This is a genomic window from Ruegeria sp. HKCCD4315, from assembly GCF_013112245.1.
Taxonomy (GTDB): Bacteria; Pseudomonadota; Alphaproteobacteria; order Rhodobacterales; family Rhodobacteraceae; genus Ruegeria.
On sequence record NZ_WVRN01000001.1, the window covers coordinates 3497863 to 3514734 of the forward strand.

At 56.8% G+C, this 16872-nt stretch carries 13 protein-coding genes and 1 tRNA gene; 6 read left to right on the forward strand and 8 right to left on the reverse strand.

Features of this window, described 5'->3' with window-relative positions; translation table 11 throughout:
- Positions 1 to 217 precede the first annotated feature (217 nt).
- From GS646_RS17365 to tsaD, 5 genes are all read right to left on the reverse strand, one after another.
- Complete coding sequence (locus GS646_RS17365) at positions 218 to 1393, reverse strand: hypothetical protein (RefSeq protein WP_171184739.1); 1176 nt, start codon at positions 1391 to 1393, stop codon at positions 218 to 220.
- A 162-nt stretch (positions 1394 to 1555) separates the two neighbouring features.
- Positions 1556 to 1978: an EVE domain-containing protein gene (locus tag GS646_RS17370; protein WP_171184807.1), complete on the reverse strand. Its 423-nt coding sequence runs from the start codon at positions 1976 to 1978 to the stop codon at positions 1556 to 1558.
- Positions 1978 to 2247: a YciI family protein gene (locus GS646_RS17375; RefSeq protein ID WP_171184741.1), complete on the reverse strand. Its 270-nt coding sequence runs from the start codon at positions 2245 to 2247 to the stop codon at positions 1978 to 1980. The genes GS646_RS17370 and GS646_RS17375 overlap by 1 nt, the downstream gene beginning before the upstream one ends.
- The gene (locus GS646_RS17380; RefSeq protein ID WP_171184743.1) at positions 2248 to 3210 is read right to left on the reverse strand and encodes an NAD(P)H-dependent glycerol-3-phosphate dehydrogenase; all 963 of its coding nucleotides are present in this window, start codon (positions 3208 to 3210) and stop codon (positions 2248 to 2250) included.
- Complete coding sequence (gene tsaD / locus GS646_RS17385) at positions 3207 to 4304, reverse strand: tRNA (adenosine(37)-N6)-threonylcarbamoyltransferase complex transferase subunit TsaD (protein WP_171184744.1); 1098 nt, start codon at positions 4302 to 4304, stop codon at positions 3207 to 3209. The genes GS646_RS17380 and tsaD overlap by 4 nt, the downstream gene beginning before the upstream one ends.
- Positions 4305 to 4403: 99 nt before the next feature.
- Here tsaD and GS646_RS17390 point away from each other — a divergent pair, with 99 nt between their 5' ends.
- Positions 4404 to 5117: a uroporphyrinogen-III synthase gene (locus GS646_RS17390; protein ID WP_171184746.1), complete on the forward strand. Its 714-nt coding sequence runs from the start codon at positions 4404 to 4406 to the stop codon at positions 5115 to 5117.
- A gap of 18 nt (positions 5118 to 5135) precedes the next feature.
- Here GS646_RS17390 and GS646_RS22965 read toward each other — a convergent pair whose 3' ends face one another.
- Positions 5136 to 5573, reverse strand: a complete 438-nt coding sequence (locus GS646_RS22965) for a hypothetical protein (RefSeq protein WP_253759614.1) — start codon at positions 5571 to 5573, stop codon at positions 5136 to 5138.
- Between the two features lie 22 nt (positions 5574 to 5595).
- On the opposite strand from GS646_RS22965, the gene GS646_RS17400 reads away from it, so the two are divergent.
- Together GS646_RS17400 and GS646_RS17405 are read left to right on the forward strand one after the other, a co-directional pair.
- A complete protein-coding gene (locus GS646_RS17400; protein ID WP_171679260.1) occupies positions 5596 to 6573 on the forward strand; it encodes a COG4223 family protein in 978 nt (325 codons plus the stop codon).
- Between the two features lie 10 nt (positions 6574 to 6583).
- Complete coding sequence (locus GS646_RS17405) at positions 6584 to 8077, forward strand: heme biosynthesis protein HemY (protein ID WP_171184750.1); 1494 nt, start codon at positions 6584 to 6586, stop codon at positions 8075 to 8077.
- A 297-nt stretch (positions 8078 to 8374) separates the two neighbouring features.
- On the opposite strand, the gene GS646_RS17410 is transcribed toward GS646_RS17405, so the two are convergent.
- Positions 8375 to 8461 (reverse strand) — tRNA-Leu (locus tag GS646_RS17410).
- Between the two features lie 201 nt (positions 8462 to 8662).
- On the opposite strand from GS646_RS17410, the gene GS646_RS17415 reads away from it, so the two are divergent.
- Positions 8663 to 9655, forward strand: coding sequence for a complex I NDUFA9 subunit family protein (locus GS646_RS17415; protein WP_171184752.1), 993 nt, complete (start codon positions 8663 to 8665; stop codon positions 9653 to 9655).
- On the opposite strand, the gene GS646_RS17420 is transcribed toward GS646_RS17415, so the two are convergent.
- Positions 9646 to 10449: an undecaprenyl-diphosphate phosphatase gene (locus GS646_RS17420; protein ID WP_171184754.1), complete on the reverse strand. Its 804-nt coding sequence runs from the start codon at positions 10447 to 10449 to the stop codon at positions 9646 to 9648. The genes GS646_RS17415 and GS646_RS17420 overlap by 10 nt on opposite strands.
- 229 nt (positions 10450 to 10678) lie before the next feature.
- On the opposite strand from GS646_RS17420, the gene GS646_RS17425 reads away from it, so the two are divergent.
- Both GS646_RS17425 and gltB read left to right on the forward strand, forming a co-directional pair.
- Positions 10679 to 12112: an FAD-dependent oxidoreductase gene (locus tag GS646_RS17425; protein ID WP_171648156.1), complete on the forward strand. Its 1434-nt coding sequence runs from the start codon at positions 10679 to 10681 to the stop codon at positions 12110 to 12112.
- A 58-nt stretch (positions 12113 to 12170) separates the two neighbouring features.
- Complete coding sequence (gene gltB, locus GS646_RS17430) at positions 12171 to 16703, forward strand: glutamate synthase large subunit (protein ID WP_171184758.1); 4533 nt, start codon at positions 12171 to 12173, stop codon at positions 16701 to 16703.
- Positions 16704 to 16872 lie beyond the last annotated feature (169 nt).

Below are 16872 nucleotides of genomic sequence, written 5' to 3' on the forward strand. Positions count from 1 at the left end.
TTTGTCGATAAATTCATGCAACGCCCGTCTTCTTCGGCGGGCGTTTCTCATTTGAATCGTAGTTTAAATATTTGACGTTTGAACCACCGGCAACGGTTGGGCTAAGTTCAAACTGTGACCAGGACGGTCAGAACCAGACATTTCCATACGCGTGTGGTGAGTAGGGAGCACGCGGGGGTAGGGAAGGTTCTGCACCGTCAGAACCTTCCCTTATTTATTACCTAAGCTCATTGAGTATGCGGTCTATAAAGGTCTCGAAGCTTGTCGGTTGCCGGTCTGACTCGCGGCTTACCCCTCCACCCGAGCCAGCCAGATAGACTTCAATGCGTCCAGGGCGTGTTTTGCTGCCAGAACCTGTGAAGTCCCGCGCAATACCACCCAAAGCCTTGGCAGCAAGATCGGCGTTCTCGGCGTCTGCGGGGTGATAATACCGCACCTGAGTTTCTCTGATCCGATAGCCTACGCGCGCCGTCGCAACCACATTCGCCTGGCTTTCGTTCAATAGTTCGAATGCCCGGTCGCTGGTGTCTTGCGAAACCCGTGCCGGAACGAACAGTGACACTTCAAGGTCGATCGAAGGTTTAGCGGGTTGAAGTGGTTTTACCTCAGAGTAATTTGGAGTCGCTGATTGCGTGATCTCTTTGGGCAATGGGTCGAAGACTGCTTGTGTCGGCTGCAAAGAACTACGCTTTTTCAGCAGGCCGGAATCGGGATATGGCGGCGCAACGGGAACTGAAAATGACACCGGTTTGGCAAGCGTTTCCGGATCCTCCAAAACAGGTTCAAGTGAGGCGGGAAGAAACACAATTGGCGGGGCAAGTGACGCTTCGGTTTCTTGCAGTGGTGTTTCATCAATTTCAATGGGAGGCGGAACTGGCTTTTTCTCAAGAATCGGAGCTTGGATTTCTTCTTCAAGCGCGGGCGCAGCAGGATCCTCTGGAATTTGTTCGGTTGATGCCGCTGTAGGCGAAAGTGTTTCGTCCAATGCAGGTTCGTCGCCAGGATCATTCGACTGCACGACGGAGTTTTTGGGCGTGGACTGTTGGGCTTCAATCAGCTTTGTTCCTGCCCAATGCAGCAAAGCCCCACATAACAGAGCCGCCACAATAATTGGGATTCGGCTTTTCGAAGGCGGTTTGCTGACAGGTTCATCCAGGTGGAGTGAGCGCACCCGTTCGGACACGATCTCGTCGATCTCAGTGTCATCTGTTGGCGGTAGAAGGTCTGTCTCAGTTGGTTTCAAGCGCGGTGGTTCGCGCGCTTCGACCTTTCCATCAGCCAGCGCGTTTGCACGCTTTTCGCGCGCCTCTTTCAGGCGCGCTTCCCAGGTTTTTGTGTTCTTCGCAGCGACGGCGTCTTCGAGAATCCCACTGCCGCCTTTAACGTCAGACATGGGGTCACACTTTCAAGAAAGACCGAATTTTATTCGAACACCACCAAGCGTCTGCGATTACAAAAAACAGCAGATGGCAAGCCCCCACCCGGCGAAGCCCAGAGAAACATAGCATTTTGTCGAGCGCTTGAGAAGTTTTACGCCAGACACAAGGTTTGCACGTCAATCAGGCTGCGTGTCGCCCAATGCGCAAATCACCTTCCATTCGTCCTCAGTCACCGGCTGCACCGACAAGCGCGAGTTCTTGACTAGCACCATTTCAGCTAGACGTTCGTCCCCCTTGATCTGGTCCAGCGTCACCGGTTTGGCAAAGGGACGAACTGCCTTGATGTCCACGCATTCCCATCGATCATCATCGGTGGTGCTATCTGGATGAGCTTCGGCGCAGACCTCGACGATGCCTACCACTGATTTGTCTTTTTGCGAGTGGTAAAAGAACCCGCGATCCCCAACGGCCATCTGCCGCATGAAATTGCGCGCCTGATAGTTTCGCACGCCATCCCATTCCTCGCCGCTATCCCCTTTTGCGGATTGCTGGTTCCAGCTCCAGGTTGAAGGTTCGGACTTGAACAGCCAATACGCCATCAGCCGATCACCTTTTTCCATGGAATCAGCTCAACCGATTGAAACAACCCCGCCTTGGCATAGGGGTCATTGTCGGCCCAGGTCTGCGCGGCGGCGGTATCGGCGACGTCCAAAATGATCAACGACCCGATCATAGCATCACCATTCAACAGGGGCCCCGCCTGAGAAACCACGCCCGTCTCTTCGATATAAGCTAGGTGAGCGGCGCGGTTGTCCAGCCTGGTTTGCTGCGCGTCGGGCTTGTCTTTGGCGATGAGAGCGATCAGCATTTATTCCTCCTTAAGGGGTCGATTGAGCAAGGTTTGAATGGCCTCAGACACACTGTATGCACCGTGGCTCAGATCCGCCACCGTAGTGCTGATAGGCATGTCCAACCCTTCTTTTTCAGCGATGTCCGACATGGCGCGCGCTGTGGCGACACCTTCGACTGTCGTCTGGCTGTCAAAACTCTGGTTTAGACCCAAACTCAGGCCAAAACGGTAATTTCGCGACAAGTCAGACGAACAGGTCAGAACAAGGTCACCCAGTCCCGACAATCCCATCAGAGTATCAGGGCGCGCGCCCCGGGCCGTGGCGAATCGCTGCATCTCAACAAAGCCGCGGGTCAGCAATGCCGCGCGCGCACTGTCGCCCAATCCGGCCCCCATTGTCGCGCCGCATGCGATGGCCATAACGTTTTTTAGCGCACCGCCTAGCTCGGCCCCAACCGTGTCGGTCGTGCGATAAAGACGAAGATTTGTCGTTGTTAGTTCGGCTTGCAGCGTTTTGCCGATCTGGGCATCTGCACATGCCAGTGTCAGCGCAGTTGGCAGGCCGCGTGCGATGTCGTCAGCAAAGCTGGGCCCGGTCAGCAGCGCGATGTTGGCATTTGGTACAACGCTTTCAATCACGGCTATCGGTCCGAGGCCCGTGGACAATTCGATCCCTTTGCAGCAGGCAACCAGTGTTTTGCCCTGCAACAAGGGTGCATGATCCGTCAAAGCCTGTCGCAGTTTCTGCATCGGCACAGCCAGAAGAAGTGTATCTGCTGTGCACGCTTCCTGTATATCTGCCGTAGCGGCAATGTTTGGCGGCAAGGTTACACCGGGCAGGCGGGCCTCGTTTCTTCGTGCCTCTTGCATTTGTCGCGCTTGGTTTTCGTCACGCGACCACAGCGTAACCTGCCCATTGCCCGCCAATGAAATCGCCAGTGCGGTTCCAAATGCGCCAGAGCCCAGGACAGAAATGCTCATGCCTTGGCCCCTTTCTTGCCACTGCCCAGCATTGCGGGGCTGCGCTGATCCAGAGGCCAACGGGGACGTGCGGTCAGGTCCAGACCGTCGCGCGCGCCGGTGCGAAAACGCTCCAGCCCGGCATAGGCGATCATGGCGGCGTTGTCTGTGCACAAGGGCAGCGGCGGGGCCGTGAATCGCGTGCCTTTTTCCGCACAAACAGTCTCTAACGCAGCTCGAATAGCCGAATTTGCCGCGACGCCTCCGGCAACGGCGATGACGGGTTCGGAAGGGTTGAGGACCAGATACTGGTCCATCGCGCGTCGGGTTTTCTCGGCCAAGGTGTCCACAATCGCTTGTTGGAATCCGGCGCATAAATCCGCGCGGTCCTGACGGGTCAGCCCGCCCTTTTCGGCAACGATCTGGTCGCGCATCCGCATCAAAGCCGTTTTCAACCCCGAGAAGGACAGATCGCAACCGGGCCGGTCCAGCAGCGGCCGGGGAAAGCGAAAGCGTTTGGGATCCCCTGCGCGGGCCTCAGCTTCAACAGACGGACCACCGGGTTGTGGCAGGCCCAGAAGGCGCGCTGTTTTGTCGAAGGCTTCTCCGGGCGCGTCATCAATTGTGCCGCCAAGGCGCGTGAATTGCTCGGGTCCGTGAGCAATCAGGTATTGGCAATGGCCGCCAGAGACCAGAAGCATCAAATAGGGAAAGCTGATCCCGTCTGTCAGGCGCGGTGTCAGCGCGTGCCCGGCAAGGTGATTGACGCCTATCAGGGGCAAACCGGTCGCGGCACTCAGCCCTTTGGCGCACATGACGCCAGACATGACGCCGCCTATCAGGCCAGGGCCCGCTGTGACGGCTATGGCATCCATATCGCGCAGATCAAGGTCAGCGGCCTCCAGCGCTTGTTTTACGCAGATGTCCAGCTTTTCCGCATGCGCACGCGCGGCGATTTCGGGCACAACACCGCCATAGGCGCTGTGCAGATCGGTTTGACCATGTACCACCGACGACAGGATTTCAGCATGCGCGCCTTCGGTTTGGCGCACAACGGCGGCAGCCGTGTCGTCACAGCTACTTTCCAAACCCAGCACGGTAAGTGTTTGCACCATCACCCTGATCCGTTGCATCATGTCATCAACGGCGGGGTATCACCCTGCGCGGATGCAAACAATCCTCAAGGGCCAAGGCGCCATACGTTGTATTTGTTGATGACCCGCCCGCGTGCAGCCTCGAAACGGTTTGTCGCGCAGTTGCCAACCCGCGTCAGATCCCGGGTTCAGGTTATCTATTCTCCTATTCTCGAGATCCGACCCTTGAGCGTCGCGGTCGAAACAGAGGGAGTGAAGGGCCTGATTTTCACCTCGGCCAACGCGGTGAATGCGGCGGCTTCCAAAGGTGTTGATCGCACGTTGCCTGCTTATTGCGTCGGTCCGTCGACGACCGGGACCGCCAAAGGTTACGGCTGGCAGGCCGAGATGGTTGGGGCCGCAGCCGAAGAGCTTGTGGGATATTTGCTGAAGAATCGGCCCGACAGCCCTTTGTTGCATTTACGGGGCGAGCACACTCGCGGCAATATCGCGGCTCGACTTACCGAATCCGGTCTGACTGTGCGCGAGCAGCCGGTTTATCAGCAGCTTCTGTTGCCGCTAACACCCGAGGCGGCAGACGCCGCAGACCGAAATTTGCCAGTCATCGCCCCATTATTTTCGCCGCGCACGGCGCGACATTTTGCCGATATTTGGTCCGGCTCAGCGCCGCTTTGGCTTGCCGCAATCAGTCAGGCAACGGCCGATCCCCTTTATTCCATGGACTATGCGCACCTAAAGATCGCCAAAGCGCCGACACCCAAGAAAATGCGTAAGGCAGTTAAAAAGCTTGTAAAACATGTGTTGCGGGTTGAGGGAGGCGAGGTCCCCGATTAACTTAACTTGGGCTGTTATTCATCTGAATTTGGATTCGATAAGGGGAATATTGCGGTGGCTGGTAAGAAGAAATCCGAGGAAAAGCCGGTGGAAGACCCCAAGGCAGACGACGTTGTTGAATCCGAGCTGCAACAGGAAGATACGCCTGTTGACCCCGATGAACCTGTAGCAGAAGACCTTTCCGAAGCCGAAGCCGAAGCCGAAGCCGAAGCCGAAGCCGAAGCCGAAGCCGAAGCCGAAGCCGAAGCCGAAGCCGAAGCCGAAGCCGAAGCCGAAGCCGAAGCCGAAGCCGAAGCCGAAGCCGAAGCCGAAGCCGAAGCCGAAGCCGAAAGCCGAAGCCGAAGCCGAAGCCGAAGCCGAAGCCGAAGCCGAAGCCGAAGCCGAAGCCGAAGCCGAAGCCGAAGCCGAAGCCGAAGCCGAAGCCGAAGTACCGCCGGAAGATACCGCTCCGGTCAAAGAAAAAACTGTCGAGCGTGTGGTGGAAAAGCGCGGTGGATTTGTGCCCGCTTTGCTGGGCGGTGCTGTCGCCGCTGTAGTCGGATTTGCGCTGGGCAATGGTGGGCTGTTACCGGGTGGAACCGACAACTCGGACGCTCTGGCGGCACTGGAATCGAAACTGGCGGATCAGTCGGATCAGATTGCGAAGCTGTCTCAGACGCTGGCAAACACTCCAGACGTTTCTGGTCTGACCGATCAGGTCAAAGCCCTGTCTGACAAGCTGGCACCGGTCGAAGGTGACCTGAACGCGGTCAAATCATCAGTTGATGCGCTGTCCGGTCAGGTCACGCCTTTATCGGAACGGATCGCAACGCTTGAGAAAGCCCCAATCGAAGCCAACGCATCACCCGAGGCCACTGCCGCATTTGAGGCTGAGCTGAAAAAGCTTCAGGATTCGCTGGCGGCGCAACGGGCTGAGGTCGAAAAGATGGTGTCGGACGCGCAAGCGCTCGAGGCGAAAGCATCTGCCGAAGCTCAGACGGCATCAAATGCTGCGGTTCTGTCTCGTGTGCATGGGCAGTTGGATGCGGGCCAACCCTATTCCGAACTGGTTGCGGAATTGAAGGCGGGTGGTGTCGATGTGCCTGACGCATTGAGCGCGCCGGCTGACAAAGGTGTGGAAACCTTGTCGTCACTTCGGGCTTCTTTTGAGCCAGCAGCCCGAAATGCTTTGGCAAACGCGCGTGATGCGGACAAGGGCACCGGCCTGATTGCCTTTTTGCAACGGCAAACGGGTGCGCGTTCGGTCACGCCACAAGAAGGGGATGGGCCGGACGCCGTTCTGTCGCGCGCTCAGGCTGCGCTGGCGGACGGAGACCTGTCCAAAGCGTTGAGCGAGCTGAAATCACTTCCCGAAGCGGCGCAGACCGCGATGGCCGATTGGGAGCAGGCGGCTCAGACACGGGTCGCTGCCGTCGATGCGGCGAATACTTTGGCTTCTGGCCTGAACTCGAACTGAAGGACCTGCCATGCTGTGGTCACTGTTTAAGATCCTCGTTTTTGTTGCGATTATTGGCCTGCTGGCGCTGGGCGGTCAGTTCCTGATGCAAACCAGCGGTGGGGTGCAGATCACCGTTGCGGGCACGGAATTCACGCTTGGGCCATTGCAGTCCGTGATTGCGCTGGGCGTGCTGGTATTTGCGGTTTGGCTGTTCTTCAAACTGCTCAGCCTTTTGGTTGCCACGCTTAAGTTCCTCAACGGCGATGAAACGGCCCTGTCGCGATATTTCGACCGCAGCCGCGAACAGCGCGGGTATCAGGCGTTGTCGGATGGTCTGATGGCACTGGCTTCGGGTGAGGGGCGCGCAGCAATGACCAAAGCCAACAAGGCCGAGAAGCTGCTGAACAAGCCGGAACTGACAAATCTGTTGGTGGCGCAGGCGGCCGAGATGACGGGCGACACCAAGAAAGCGGCTGAAACCTACAAGAAACTTGTCACCAACAACGCGACCCGTTTTGTCGGCGTACGCGGGATCATGAAGCAGAAGCTGGCTGAAGGTGATGATGAAACGGCCCGCAAGCTGGCCGAAAAGGCTTTGGCAATCAAACCGCGCCATGAAGAAACGCAAGACGTTTTGCTGAACCTGCAAACCAAGGCCCAGGACTGGGCCGGGGCACGCTCGACCCTGTCTTCCAAATTGAAAGCGGGCTATCTGCCGCGAGACGTGTTCAAGCGCCGCGACGCGGTTTTGGCTTTGTCCGAAGCGAAGGATATTCTGAACGAAGATGCGAGCGTAGAACAGCAGGAACACGCGATCGAGGCCAATCGACTGTCACCTGATCTGGTGCCTGCCGCGGCCATGGCCGCCCGTGCTTACATCGCCAAAGGCAAACCCCGCCCCGCGACCAAGATTCTGAAAAAGGCTTGGGAGGCGCAACCTCATCCAGATTTGGCCCATGCCTTTGCCGAGATTGCGCCGGATGAAACGCCTGCGGAAAGGCTCAAGCGTTTTACCGCGCTGACCCGCATTCATCCCGAGAATTTGGAAACCCGTTTGATTCTTGCCGAGTTGAACATCGTAGCCGAAGATTTCCCTGAAGCCCGCCGTGCGCTGGGAGATGTGGTGGAAAAACAAGGAGATGCGCGTGCTTTCACGTTGATGGCCGCCATTGAGCGCGGCGAAGGTGCTACGGACGCTGTTGTACAGGGCTGGCTGGCAAAGGCGCTCAACGCACCGCGTGGTCCGCAGTGGGTGTGTGACAATTGTCATGACATCCAACCCGAATGGGCCCCGGTTTGCCAGAATTGCGGCAGCTTCGATACGCTCAGCTGGCAAACGCCCCAGACGCCCGAGATCGCAAGCGCGACCGGTGTTCACATGTTGCCACTGATCGTGGGTGCACTTGAAGACAAGACGGACGATCCGGAAGAGGCAGAGCCGCTGGACGAGACTGAAACGGTTGAAGCGACTGCGGAGCCCGTCGAAGTTGCAGAAGAGACCGAAGTTCAGAAACAGGCCTGAGCCTGACTCAGACCAATTTGGTCATCACATCTGAATCAGTGTGCCTTTGAGCCTCCGGTCGCTGATCGGAGGCTTTTCTGCGTTGAAAGCTAGGGCGCAGTCAGCTCCTCCGAATTGCGAATACCTTGATCCGCTTCATTTTCGGACTTTTAGCGATGTGTTTAAGGGCAAGCCGTGACGTTTTGCTTTGCACCCGGAGCAGGGATCAGAACAGGACGCACAACGCAAACAGAGCTTAACGTAGACAGGCACGCTTTACCGCAACCGCGTTTATTTTCAGCATGTTAGGAAGAAATTTGGTGCCCAGGAGAGGACTCGAACCTCCACGTCCATACGGACACTAGCACCTGAAGCTAGCGCGTCTACCAATTCCGCCACCTGGGCAGGTGTCGTGAGGGGGCGTTTAAGCCCAGTGGCGGAGGGCGTCAACCAGATTCGCAGAGATTTTTGAAAGTTTTTTGAATTTGCTTCTAGGCCGCTGAATTGGCTCGGCGCATTTCACTCCTCACGCGGCGAATTAGCGCCTTGTTAGGAAGGCTTGCGGGCGTTAGGTCTAGGGCGCAATTTCTCAGCAGGAGCCCTCTCATGTCGAAACTGGTGACGATTTATGGCGGATCGGGATTTGTCGGTCGCTACATCGCGCGGCGCATGGCAAGTGAGGGGTGGCGTGTACGGGTAGCAGTGCGCCGCCCGAACGAGGCGATGTTCGTGAAGCCCTATGGCGTCGTCGGCCAAGTCGAACCGGTGTTGTGCAACATCCGCGATGACGCGTCCGTTGCGTTGGCCATGCACAGTGCGGATGCTGTGGTCAACTGCGTTGGTGTTCTGAACGAACTGGGCAAAAACGATTTTGGTGCTGTACAGGCCGAAGGGGCCGAGCGTATTGCGCGATTGGCGGCTGAGCAGGGGATTGAACGGATGGTTCATGTCTCGGCCATTGGCGCTGACGCCAACGCCGCCAGCGAATACTCTCAGACCAAGGCGCAGGGTGAAAAGGGCGTGTTGAAGCATATGCCGAACGCGGTGATCCTTCGGCCTTCCGTGATTTTTGGCACAGAGGATCAATTCTTCAACCGCTTCGCCGGTATGACGCGCATGGGGCCGTTCCTGCCATTGGTTGGGGCCGAAACCAAATTCCAGCCGGTTTTTGTGGATGATGTGGCCAAGGCCGCGGTCAAAGGCGTTCTGGGGCAGGCCGAACCTGGCGTGTATGAGCTGGGTGGCCCCGAGGTCAAAACCTTCCGCGCTTTGATGCAGCAGATGCTGGAAGTGATCCATCGTCGTCGCGTTATCATCGGTATGCCGTTCTTTGCCGCGCGGATCATGGCGGGTGTTCTGGATGTCGTGAAGTTTGTCAGTTTCCAGTTGTTCCCGAACAACATTCTGACCCGCGATCAGCTGAAGAACCTGCGGAACGACAATGTGGTGTCAGATGGAGCAAGGTCTTTCGCCGATCTTGAGATCACGCCGACCACGTTGGAATCTGTGCTGCCGGAATACTTGTGGAAGTTCCGCCCCTCGGGTCAGTATGACGAGATTCAGAATTCGGCGAAGAACCTGCGGACTGATCAGCTGTAGGCCATGAACAGCAGGATCGCGCCAAGAATGACGCGGTAGATGACGTAGGGTGTGAAGCTGACGCTGCGCAGTAGCCGCATCATCAGGCTGAGTGCCAAAAGAGCTGAGATAAAAGCAAACACCGCAGCAATGGCGCCGTCGCGCGCCAACTGTGCGTCGGCGTTTCCTATCACATCCAAAGAAAGCAAGGTGCCAGAGGCAAGGATCGTCGGGATCGACATCAACATGGCAATCCGCGCGCCGTCTTCGCGGGTATAGCCTAACTGGCGCGCGCCAGTGATGGTTATTCCAGACCGCGACGTGCCGGGAATCAGGGCAAGAACCTGCCACAACCCCATAGTGAACGCGTCGCGTACGCCCCAATCTGCGGTTTCTTTGGTTTGTGGGGCTTTCTGGTCCATCCAATACAGCAACAGACCGAAACCCAACATGGTCCAACCAATTACTGTGATCGAACGCATGGCCTCACTCAGCCCGGTCATATACAGGATCAAGCCTGCGATCACCGTCGGGATTGTTGCGATGATCAAGCCCAGGGCTAAGCGTGCTTGTTCTGTGTCAGTACGGCCAATCAAGGCATGCGGTAGGCCCGAAATGGCGCGTTTAACGTCCGGCCAGAAATACAGAACGACCGCGCCAAGGGTTCCCACATGCACCGCAACGTCTATGGTTTGCCCCTGATCCTGCAGGCCCGTCAGGTTTGGCAAAAGGATCAGGTGACCTGATGAAGATATGGGCAAAAACTCAGTGATTCCCTGAATAATTGCTACGAGAATCAGGTGGAAAAGACTCATCTGCCCTGCCGAGTTACGGTCACTATTGCTTTCCTTGTATGGGTATAAGGGTGGTGCAAGAAAAGAAAGCACACAAATAGGTCCGAAGCGGAACTAAAATTCGGTTACTTTTTCTGAAATTGACTTGCAGATGGCCGATTTTCTCAATTTAGGTCAGTATAATTGACTTTTAATCCGAAAGACTATTTCGTAAAGAGACCGGACCAAGCCAATTCATGGAGTCTGACCCGTGGCCAAGCAACCGATGCTGAAATTTGTGCAGATCGACCGGGACATGCCGGAAAAACGCGCCGCTGATGTGCGCAAGGAAGACTTCAACGAGATCTATGCGGAATATGCCGCTGCCAAAGCGGAAGAACAAGCCAGCCGGTGCAGCCAATGTGGCGTGCCCTATTGCCAGTCACACTGCCCGCTGCACAACAACATCCCCGACTGGCTGAACCTAACGGCCACCGGTCGTCTGGAAGAGGCGTATCAGACCAGCCAGGCGACCAATACCTTCCCCGAGATCTGCGGCCGTATCTGCCCGCAGGACCGTTTGTGCGAAGGCAATTGTGTGATCGAACAATCGGGTCATGGCACCGTGACCATCGGCACGATCGAGAAATACATCACCGACACCGCTTGGGACAAAGGCTGGGTGAAGCCTGTCGCGCCAACCGCAGAGCGCAGCGAAAGTGTGGGTATCATCGGTGGTGGCCCAGGTGGCTTGGCTGCTGCAGACATGCTGCGCCGCGCCGGAATTCAGGTCACTGTCTACGACCGCTATGATCGTGCGGGTGGATTGTTGATGTATGGTATTCCGGGTTTCAAGCTTGAAAAGGACGTTGTGCAACGGCGCAACGATCTGCTGTTTGAAGGCGGCGTGACATTTGAGCTGAACTGCGACGTCGACGCCGAGAAATTTGCGGAAATCCATGCCAAGCATGACGCGGTTATCATTGCAACTGGCGTTTATAAATCGCGTGACTTGTCCATGCCAGGAAGTGGGTTGGGTGGAATCGAGAAAGCCATCGATTTCCTGACCGCCTCGAACCGTAAAAGCTTTGGCGACGACGTAGAAGACTTCGACAATGGCCGCCTGAATGCTGAAGGCAAGAAAGTGGTTGTGATCGGTGGCGGCGACACGGCAATGGACTGTGTGCGTACCTCGATCCGTCAGGGCGCGACCTCGGTCAAATGTCTGTACCGACGCGACCGTGCCAATATGCCTGGCTCGCAACGTGAAACACAAAATGCCGAGGAAGAAGGCGTCGTCTTTGAATGGCTCAGCGCGCCCAAAGGGTTCACCGGTGACGACAAAGTAACCGGCGTGATGGTGCAGAAGATGCGTCTGGGGCAACCCGATGCTTCGGGCCGTCAGGCTCCGGAAGTCATCGAAGGTGCGGACTATGTGGAAGAGGCCGATCTGGTCATCAAGGCGTTGGGTTTTGAGCCTGAGGACCTGCCCACTCTGTTCGGCCAACCGGATTTGCCTGTGACACGCTGGGGCACCGTTAAGGCTGCATTCCAGACAGGTGAGACCGAAATGGATGGCGTCTATGCCATTGGTGATATCGTGCGCGGTGCATCGCTGGTCGTCTGGGCGATCCGCGACGGTCGCGACTGTGCCGACGCGATCATCGACCGTTTCAATGCCAAAGCGGCCATCGCAGCCGAATAAGCTCAAGGATTATCAGGGTTCGACGCCAAGACGTCCCCTTGAAAGAAGGAAACATCCAATGACCAAATATGATGCCGACTGGGTCCGAGCCGAGGAAGCCAAACGCGAATGGATGGCGGAAAACGGTCTCTATTCCAAGGAAGAAGAGCATTCATCGTGTGGTGTGGGCCTAGTTGTATCTGTAGATGGTAAGCCGTCACGCAAGGTGGTGGACGCGGGGATTGATGCACTAAAGGCGATTTGGCACCGTGGTGCTGTGGACGCTGACGGTAAAACCGGCGACGGCGCGGGTATTCACGTTCAGATCCCTGTTCCCTTCTTTTATGACCAAATTCGCCGTACGGGGCACGAACCCAAACTGGACGAGCTTATCGCTGTGGGCCAGGTATTCCTGCCGCGCACAGATTTTGGTGCACAGGAAAGCTGCCGGACCATCGTGGAAACCGAAGTTCTGCGCATGGGCTACTACATCTATGGCTGGCGTCACGTGCCGGTCGATGTGACTTGCCTGGGCGAAAAAGCCAATGCGACCCGCCCCGAGATCGAACAGATTCTGATCTCGAACTCCAAGGGTGTGGACGAAGAGACATTTGAGCGTGAGCTATACGTGATCCGGCGCCGCATCGAAAAAGCCGCGACTGCCGCGGGTATTTCAGGGCTTTATCTGGCGTCGTTGTCCTGCCGTTCGATCATCTACAAGGGCATGATGCTGGCCGAACAGGTCGCCGTGTTCTATCCCGACCTGATGGACGAGCGTTTTGAGTCCGCTTTTGCGATCTATCACCAGCGTTACTCCACCAATACGTTCCCGCAGTGGTGGCTGGCTCAACCCTTCCGAATGTTGGCCCATAACGGCGAGATCAACACGCTGAAAGGCAATATAAATTGGATGAAAAGCCATGAGATCCGCATGGCCAGCGGTTCTTTTGGTGATTACGCTGAAGACATCAAGCCGATCATCGCTGGCGGATCGTCGGATTCGGCCGCATTAGACTCGGTTTTCGAGGTTTTAGTGCGTGCGGGCCGATCTGCGCCCATGGCGAAAACCATGCTGGTCCCGGAAAGCTGGTCCAAACAGGCGGTAGAGCTGCCTCAGGCGTGGCGCGACATGTATTCCTACTGCAACTCGGTGATGGAGCCGTGGGATGGACCTGCTGCACTGGCGATGACCGATGGTCGTTGGGTCTGTGCCGGTCTGGATCGGAACGGTCTGCGCCCGATGCGCTATGTGGTTACCGGTGACGGGCTTGTCATTGCAGGGTCCGAGGCGGGAATGGTTCCGATCGACGAGGCAAGCGTCACTGAAAAAGGCGCGCTTGGCCCCGGTCAGATGCTGGCCGTGGACATGAAGAAAGGCAAGCTGTACCGCGACAGACAGATCAAGGACAAACTGGCACGTGCGTTGCCCTTTGGTGAGTGGGTTGGCAAGATCAACGATCTGGACGACACGTTGGCCGGTGTCAGCGAAGCCCCGATTTTTTCTGGCGAAGAGCTGCGTAAGCGTCAGATCGCTGCGGGGTATTCGGTCGAAGAGCTAGAGCAGATCCTTGCCCCGATGGCCGAGGATGGCAAAGAAGCACTTGCTTCAATGGGGGACGACACGCCCTCGGCTGTTTTGTCGAAACAGTACCGCCCGCTTAGCCATTTCTTCCGTCAGAACTTTAGTCAGGTGACCAACCCACCGATCGACAGTTTGCGCGAATACCGGGTGATGTCGCTGAAAACGCGCTTTGCCAACCTCAAGAACGTGTTGGATGAGGATAGCAGCCAGACCGAGATCATCGTTCTGGAAAGCCCCTTTGTTGGAAACGCGCAATGGGACAAGTTGGTCGAGAATTTTGACGCGCCCCTGGTTGAAATCGACTGTAGCTTTAAACCTGGCCGTGGTGCGCTGAGCGCCGCTTTGGCCCGTGTTAGAGCCGAATCAGAAGAAGCCGTGCGGTCCGGTGCAGGACATATCGTGTTGTCTGACATGAACACGGGCGAAGGCCGGATTGCGATGCCGATGATTTTGGCAACCAGTGCAATTCACTCACACCTGACCCGGCAAGGGCTGCGGACGTTCTGCTCTTTGAACGTGCGTTCCGCTGAATGTATCGACCCGCATTACTTTGCCGTACTGATCGGGTGCGGTGCGACCGTTGTTAATGCTTATCTGGCCGAAGACTCTCTGTCCGATCGCATTGATCGCGGTCTGTTGGACGGAACCCTGACCGAAAATGTCGCCCGTTATCGCGAAGCTATCGATCAGGGCCTGCTGAAGATTATGGCCAAGATGGGTATTTCGGTGATCTCGTCGTATCGTGGCGGGCTGAACTTTGAGGCCGTGGGCCTCAGCCGCGCCATGGTGGCCGAGTATTTCCCGGGCATGACCAGTCGGATTTCAGGTATCGGTGTGACGGGTATTCAAGCCAAGCTTGAAGACATCCACGCCAAGGCTTGGGAAAGCGGTCTGGATGTTCTGCCAATTGGTGGTTTCTACAAGGCGAGGAAATCGGGTGAAACCCACGCGTGGGAAGCGACCTCGATGCACATGATGCAAATGGCCTGTAACCGCGCTTCCTATGAGTTGTGGAAGCAGTATTCGGCCAAGATGCAATCGAACCCGCCGATCCACTTGCGTGACCTGATGGACTTTAAGCCCATGAGCAAACCAATCCCGATTGAAGAGGTCGAATCGATCACCTCGATCCGCAAGCGCTTTGTCACGCCGGGCATGTCTTTGGGTGCACTCAGCCCCGAGGCGCATAAGACGTTGAACGTGGCGATGAACCGGATTGGTGCGAAGTCTGATTCAGGCGAGGGTGGCGAAGATCCGGCGCATTTCGTGCCCGAGCCCAATGGCGACAACCCATCCGCCAAGATCAAACAGGTGGCTTCGGGCCGGTTTGGCGTAACCGCCGAATACCTGAACCAGTGCGAAGAGCTGGAGATCAAGGTGGCGCAAGGTGCCAAACCGGGTGAAGGTGGTCAGCTGCCGGGCATGAAGGTCACGGACCTGATCGCGCGTCTGCGCCATTCGACCAAGGGCGTGACGCTGATCTCACCGCCGCCGCACCACGATATCTACTCGATCGAGGATCTGGCGCAGTTGATCTATGACCTCAAGCAGATCAACCCGCGTTGCAAGGTGACAGTCAAGCTGGTTGCATCTTCGGGCGTTGGCACAATTGCTGCCGGTGTGGCCAAGGCAAAAGCCGATATTATCCTTATTTCGGGTCACAATGGCGGAACTGGTGCGTCACCTGCGACCTCGATCAAATACGCGGGCCTACCGTGGGAGATGGGCCTGACCGAGGCGCACCAGGTGTTGGCGATGAACAACCTGCGCGACCGCGTGACCTTGCGGACCGATGGTGGCCTGCGCACTGGACGTGACATTGTCATGGCTGCGATGATGGGGGCCGAAGAATACGGGATCGGCACTGCTGCGCTGATTGCGATGGGCTGTATCATGGTGCGTCAGTGCCAATCGAACACCTGTCCGGTTGGTGTGTGTACGCAAGACGAAAGCCTGCGCGCCAAGTTCACCGGAAATGCGGACAAGGTGGTGAACCTGATCACCTTCTACGCGCAGGAAGTGCGCGAGCTTTTGGCCAGCCTTGGTGCACGCTCGATGGATGAGATCATCGGCCGTGCTGACCTGCTGGCTCAGGTCAGCCGTGGGTCTGCACATCTGGATGATCTGGACCTGAACCCGTTGCTGATCACCGTCGATGGTGCACACAACATCGTCTACAACCGCGACAAGGATCGGAATGCAGTACCCGATACTCTGGACGCCGAAATCGTGCGCGACGCGGCGCGGTTCCTGAAGGACGGCGAGAAGATGCAACTGTCTTACGCGGTGCAGAACACGCATCGGACGGTGGGTACTCGTGTCTCCAGTCATATCGTTCAGAATTTTGGTATGCGGAATACGTTCCAGGACGACCACCTGCACGTGAAACTGCAAGGGTCAGCCGGTCAGTCGTTGGGTGCATTTGCCGCGCCGGGTCTGAAGCTGGAAGTTTCGGGCGATGCCAACGACTATGTCGGCAAGGGACTTTCGGGTGGCATGATCGTTGTACGCCCACCGCAGGTCAGCCCACTGAAAGCAGACGAGAACACCATCATCGGCAACACCGTTTTGTACGGTGCAACCGATGGCCATCTGTTTGCTGCCGGTCGAGCGGGCGAGCGGTTCGCCGTGCGCAACTCGGGCGCCAAGGTGGTGATCGAGGGCTGTGGCTCGAATGGCTGTGAATACATGACAGGTGGTGTTGCGGTGATCCTTGGCGACATCGGTGCCAATTTTGGTGCCGGCATGACAGGTGGCATGGCCTATCTGTATGATCCCGAAGGCAAAGCCCAAGCGCTGATGAACATGGAAACCCTTGTCACCTGCCCGGTTTCTGTCGCGCATTGGGAAGAACAGCTGAAGTCGCTGATCATACGCCACGCAGAAGAGACCTATAGCCGGAAAGCCGCAGACATCTTGCAACATTGGGACGTTGAAAAAGGCAACTTCCTTCAAGTTTGCCCCAAAGAGATGCTGAATAAGCTGAGCCATCCGCTGAGCATCGAAGCCACCGCAGTTCCAGCAGAATAAAGCCTGCTGCAAAGCTTTACCGGCTGAAAAGCACTAAAAAACAGGCCTCGCGTGTCATTTGCACCACGCGGGGCCTGGTTTGTTTACACTGTTTTTTCGGGATTCTTGCCTGTGCAACGGAATTTCGCCAATCTTCCCCGGAATTCGAGCGAAAACCATGGGCTGCTTC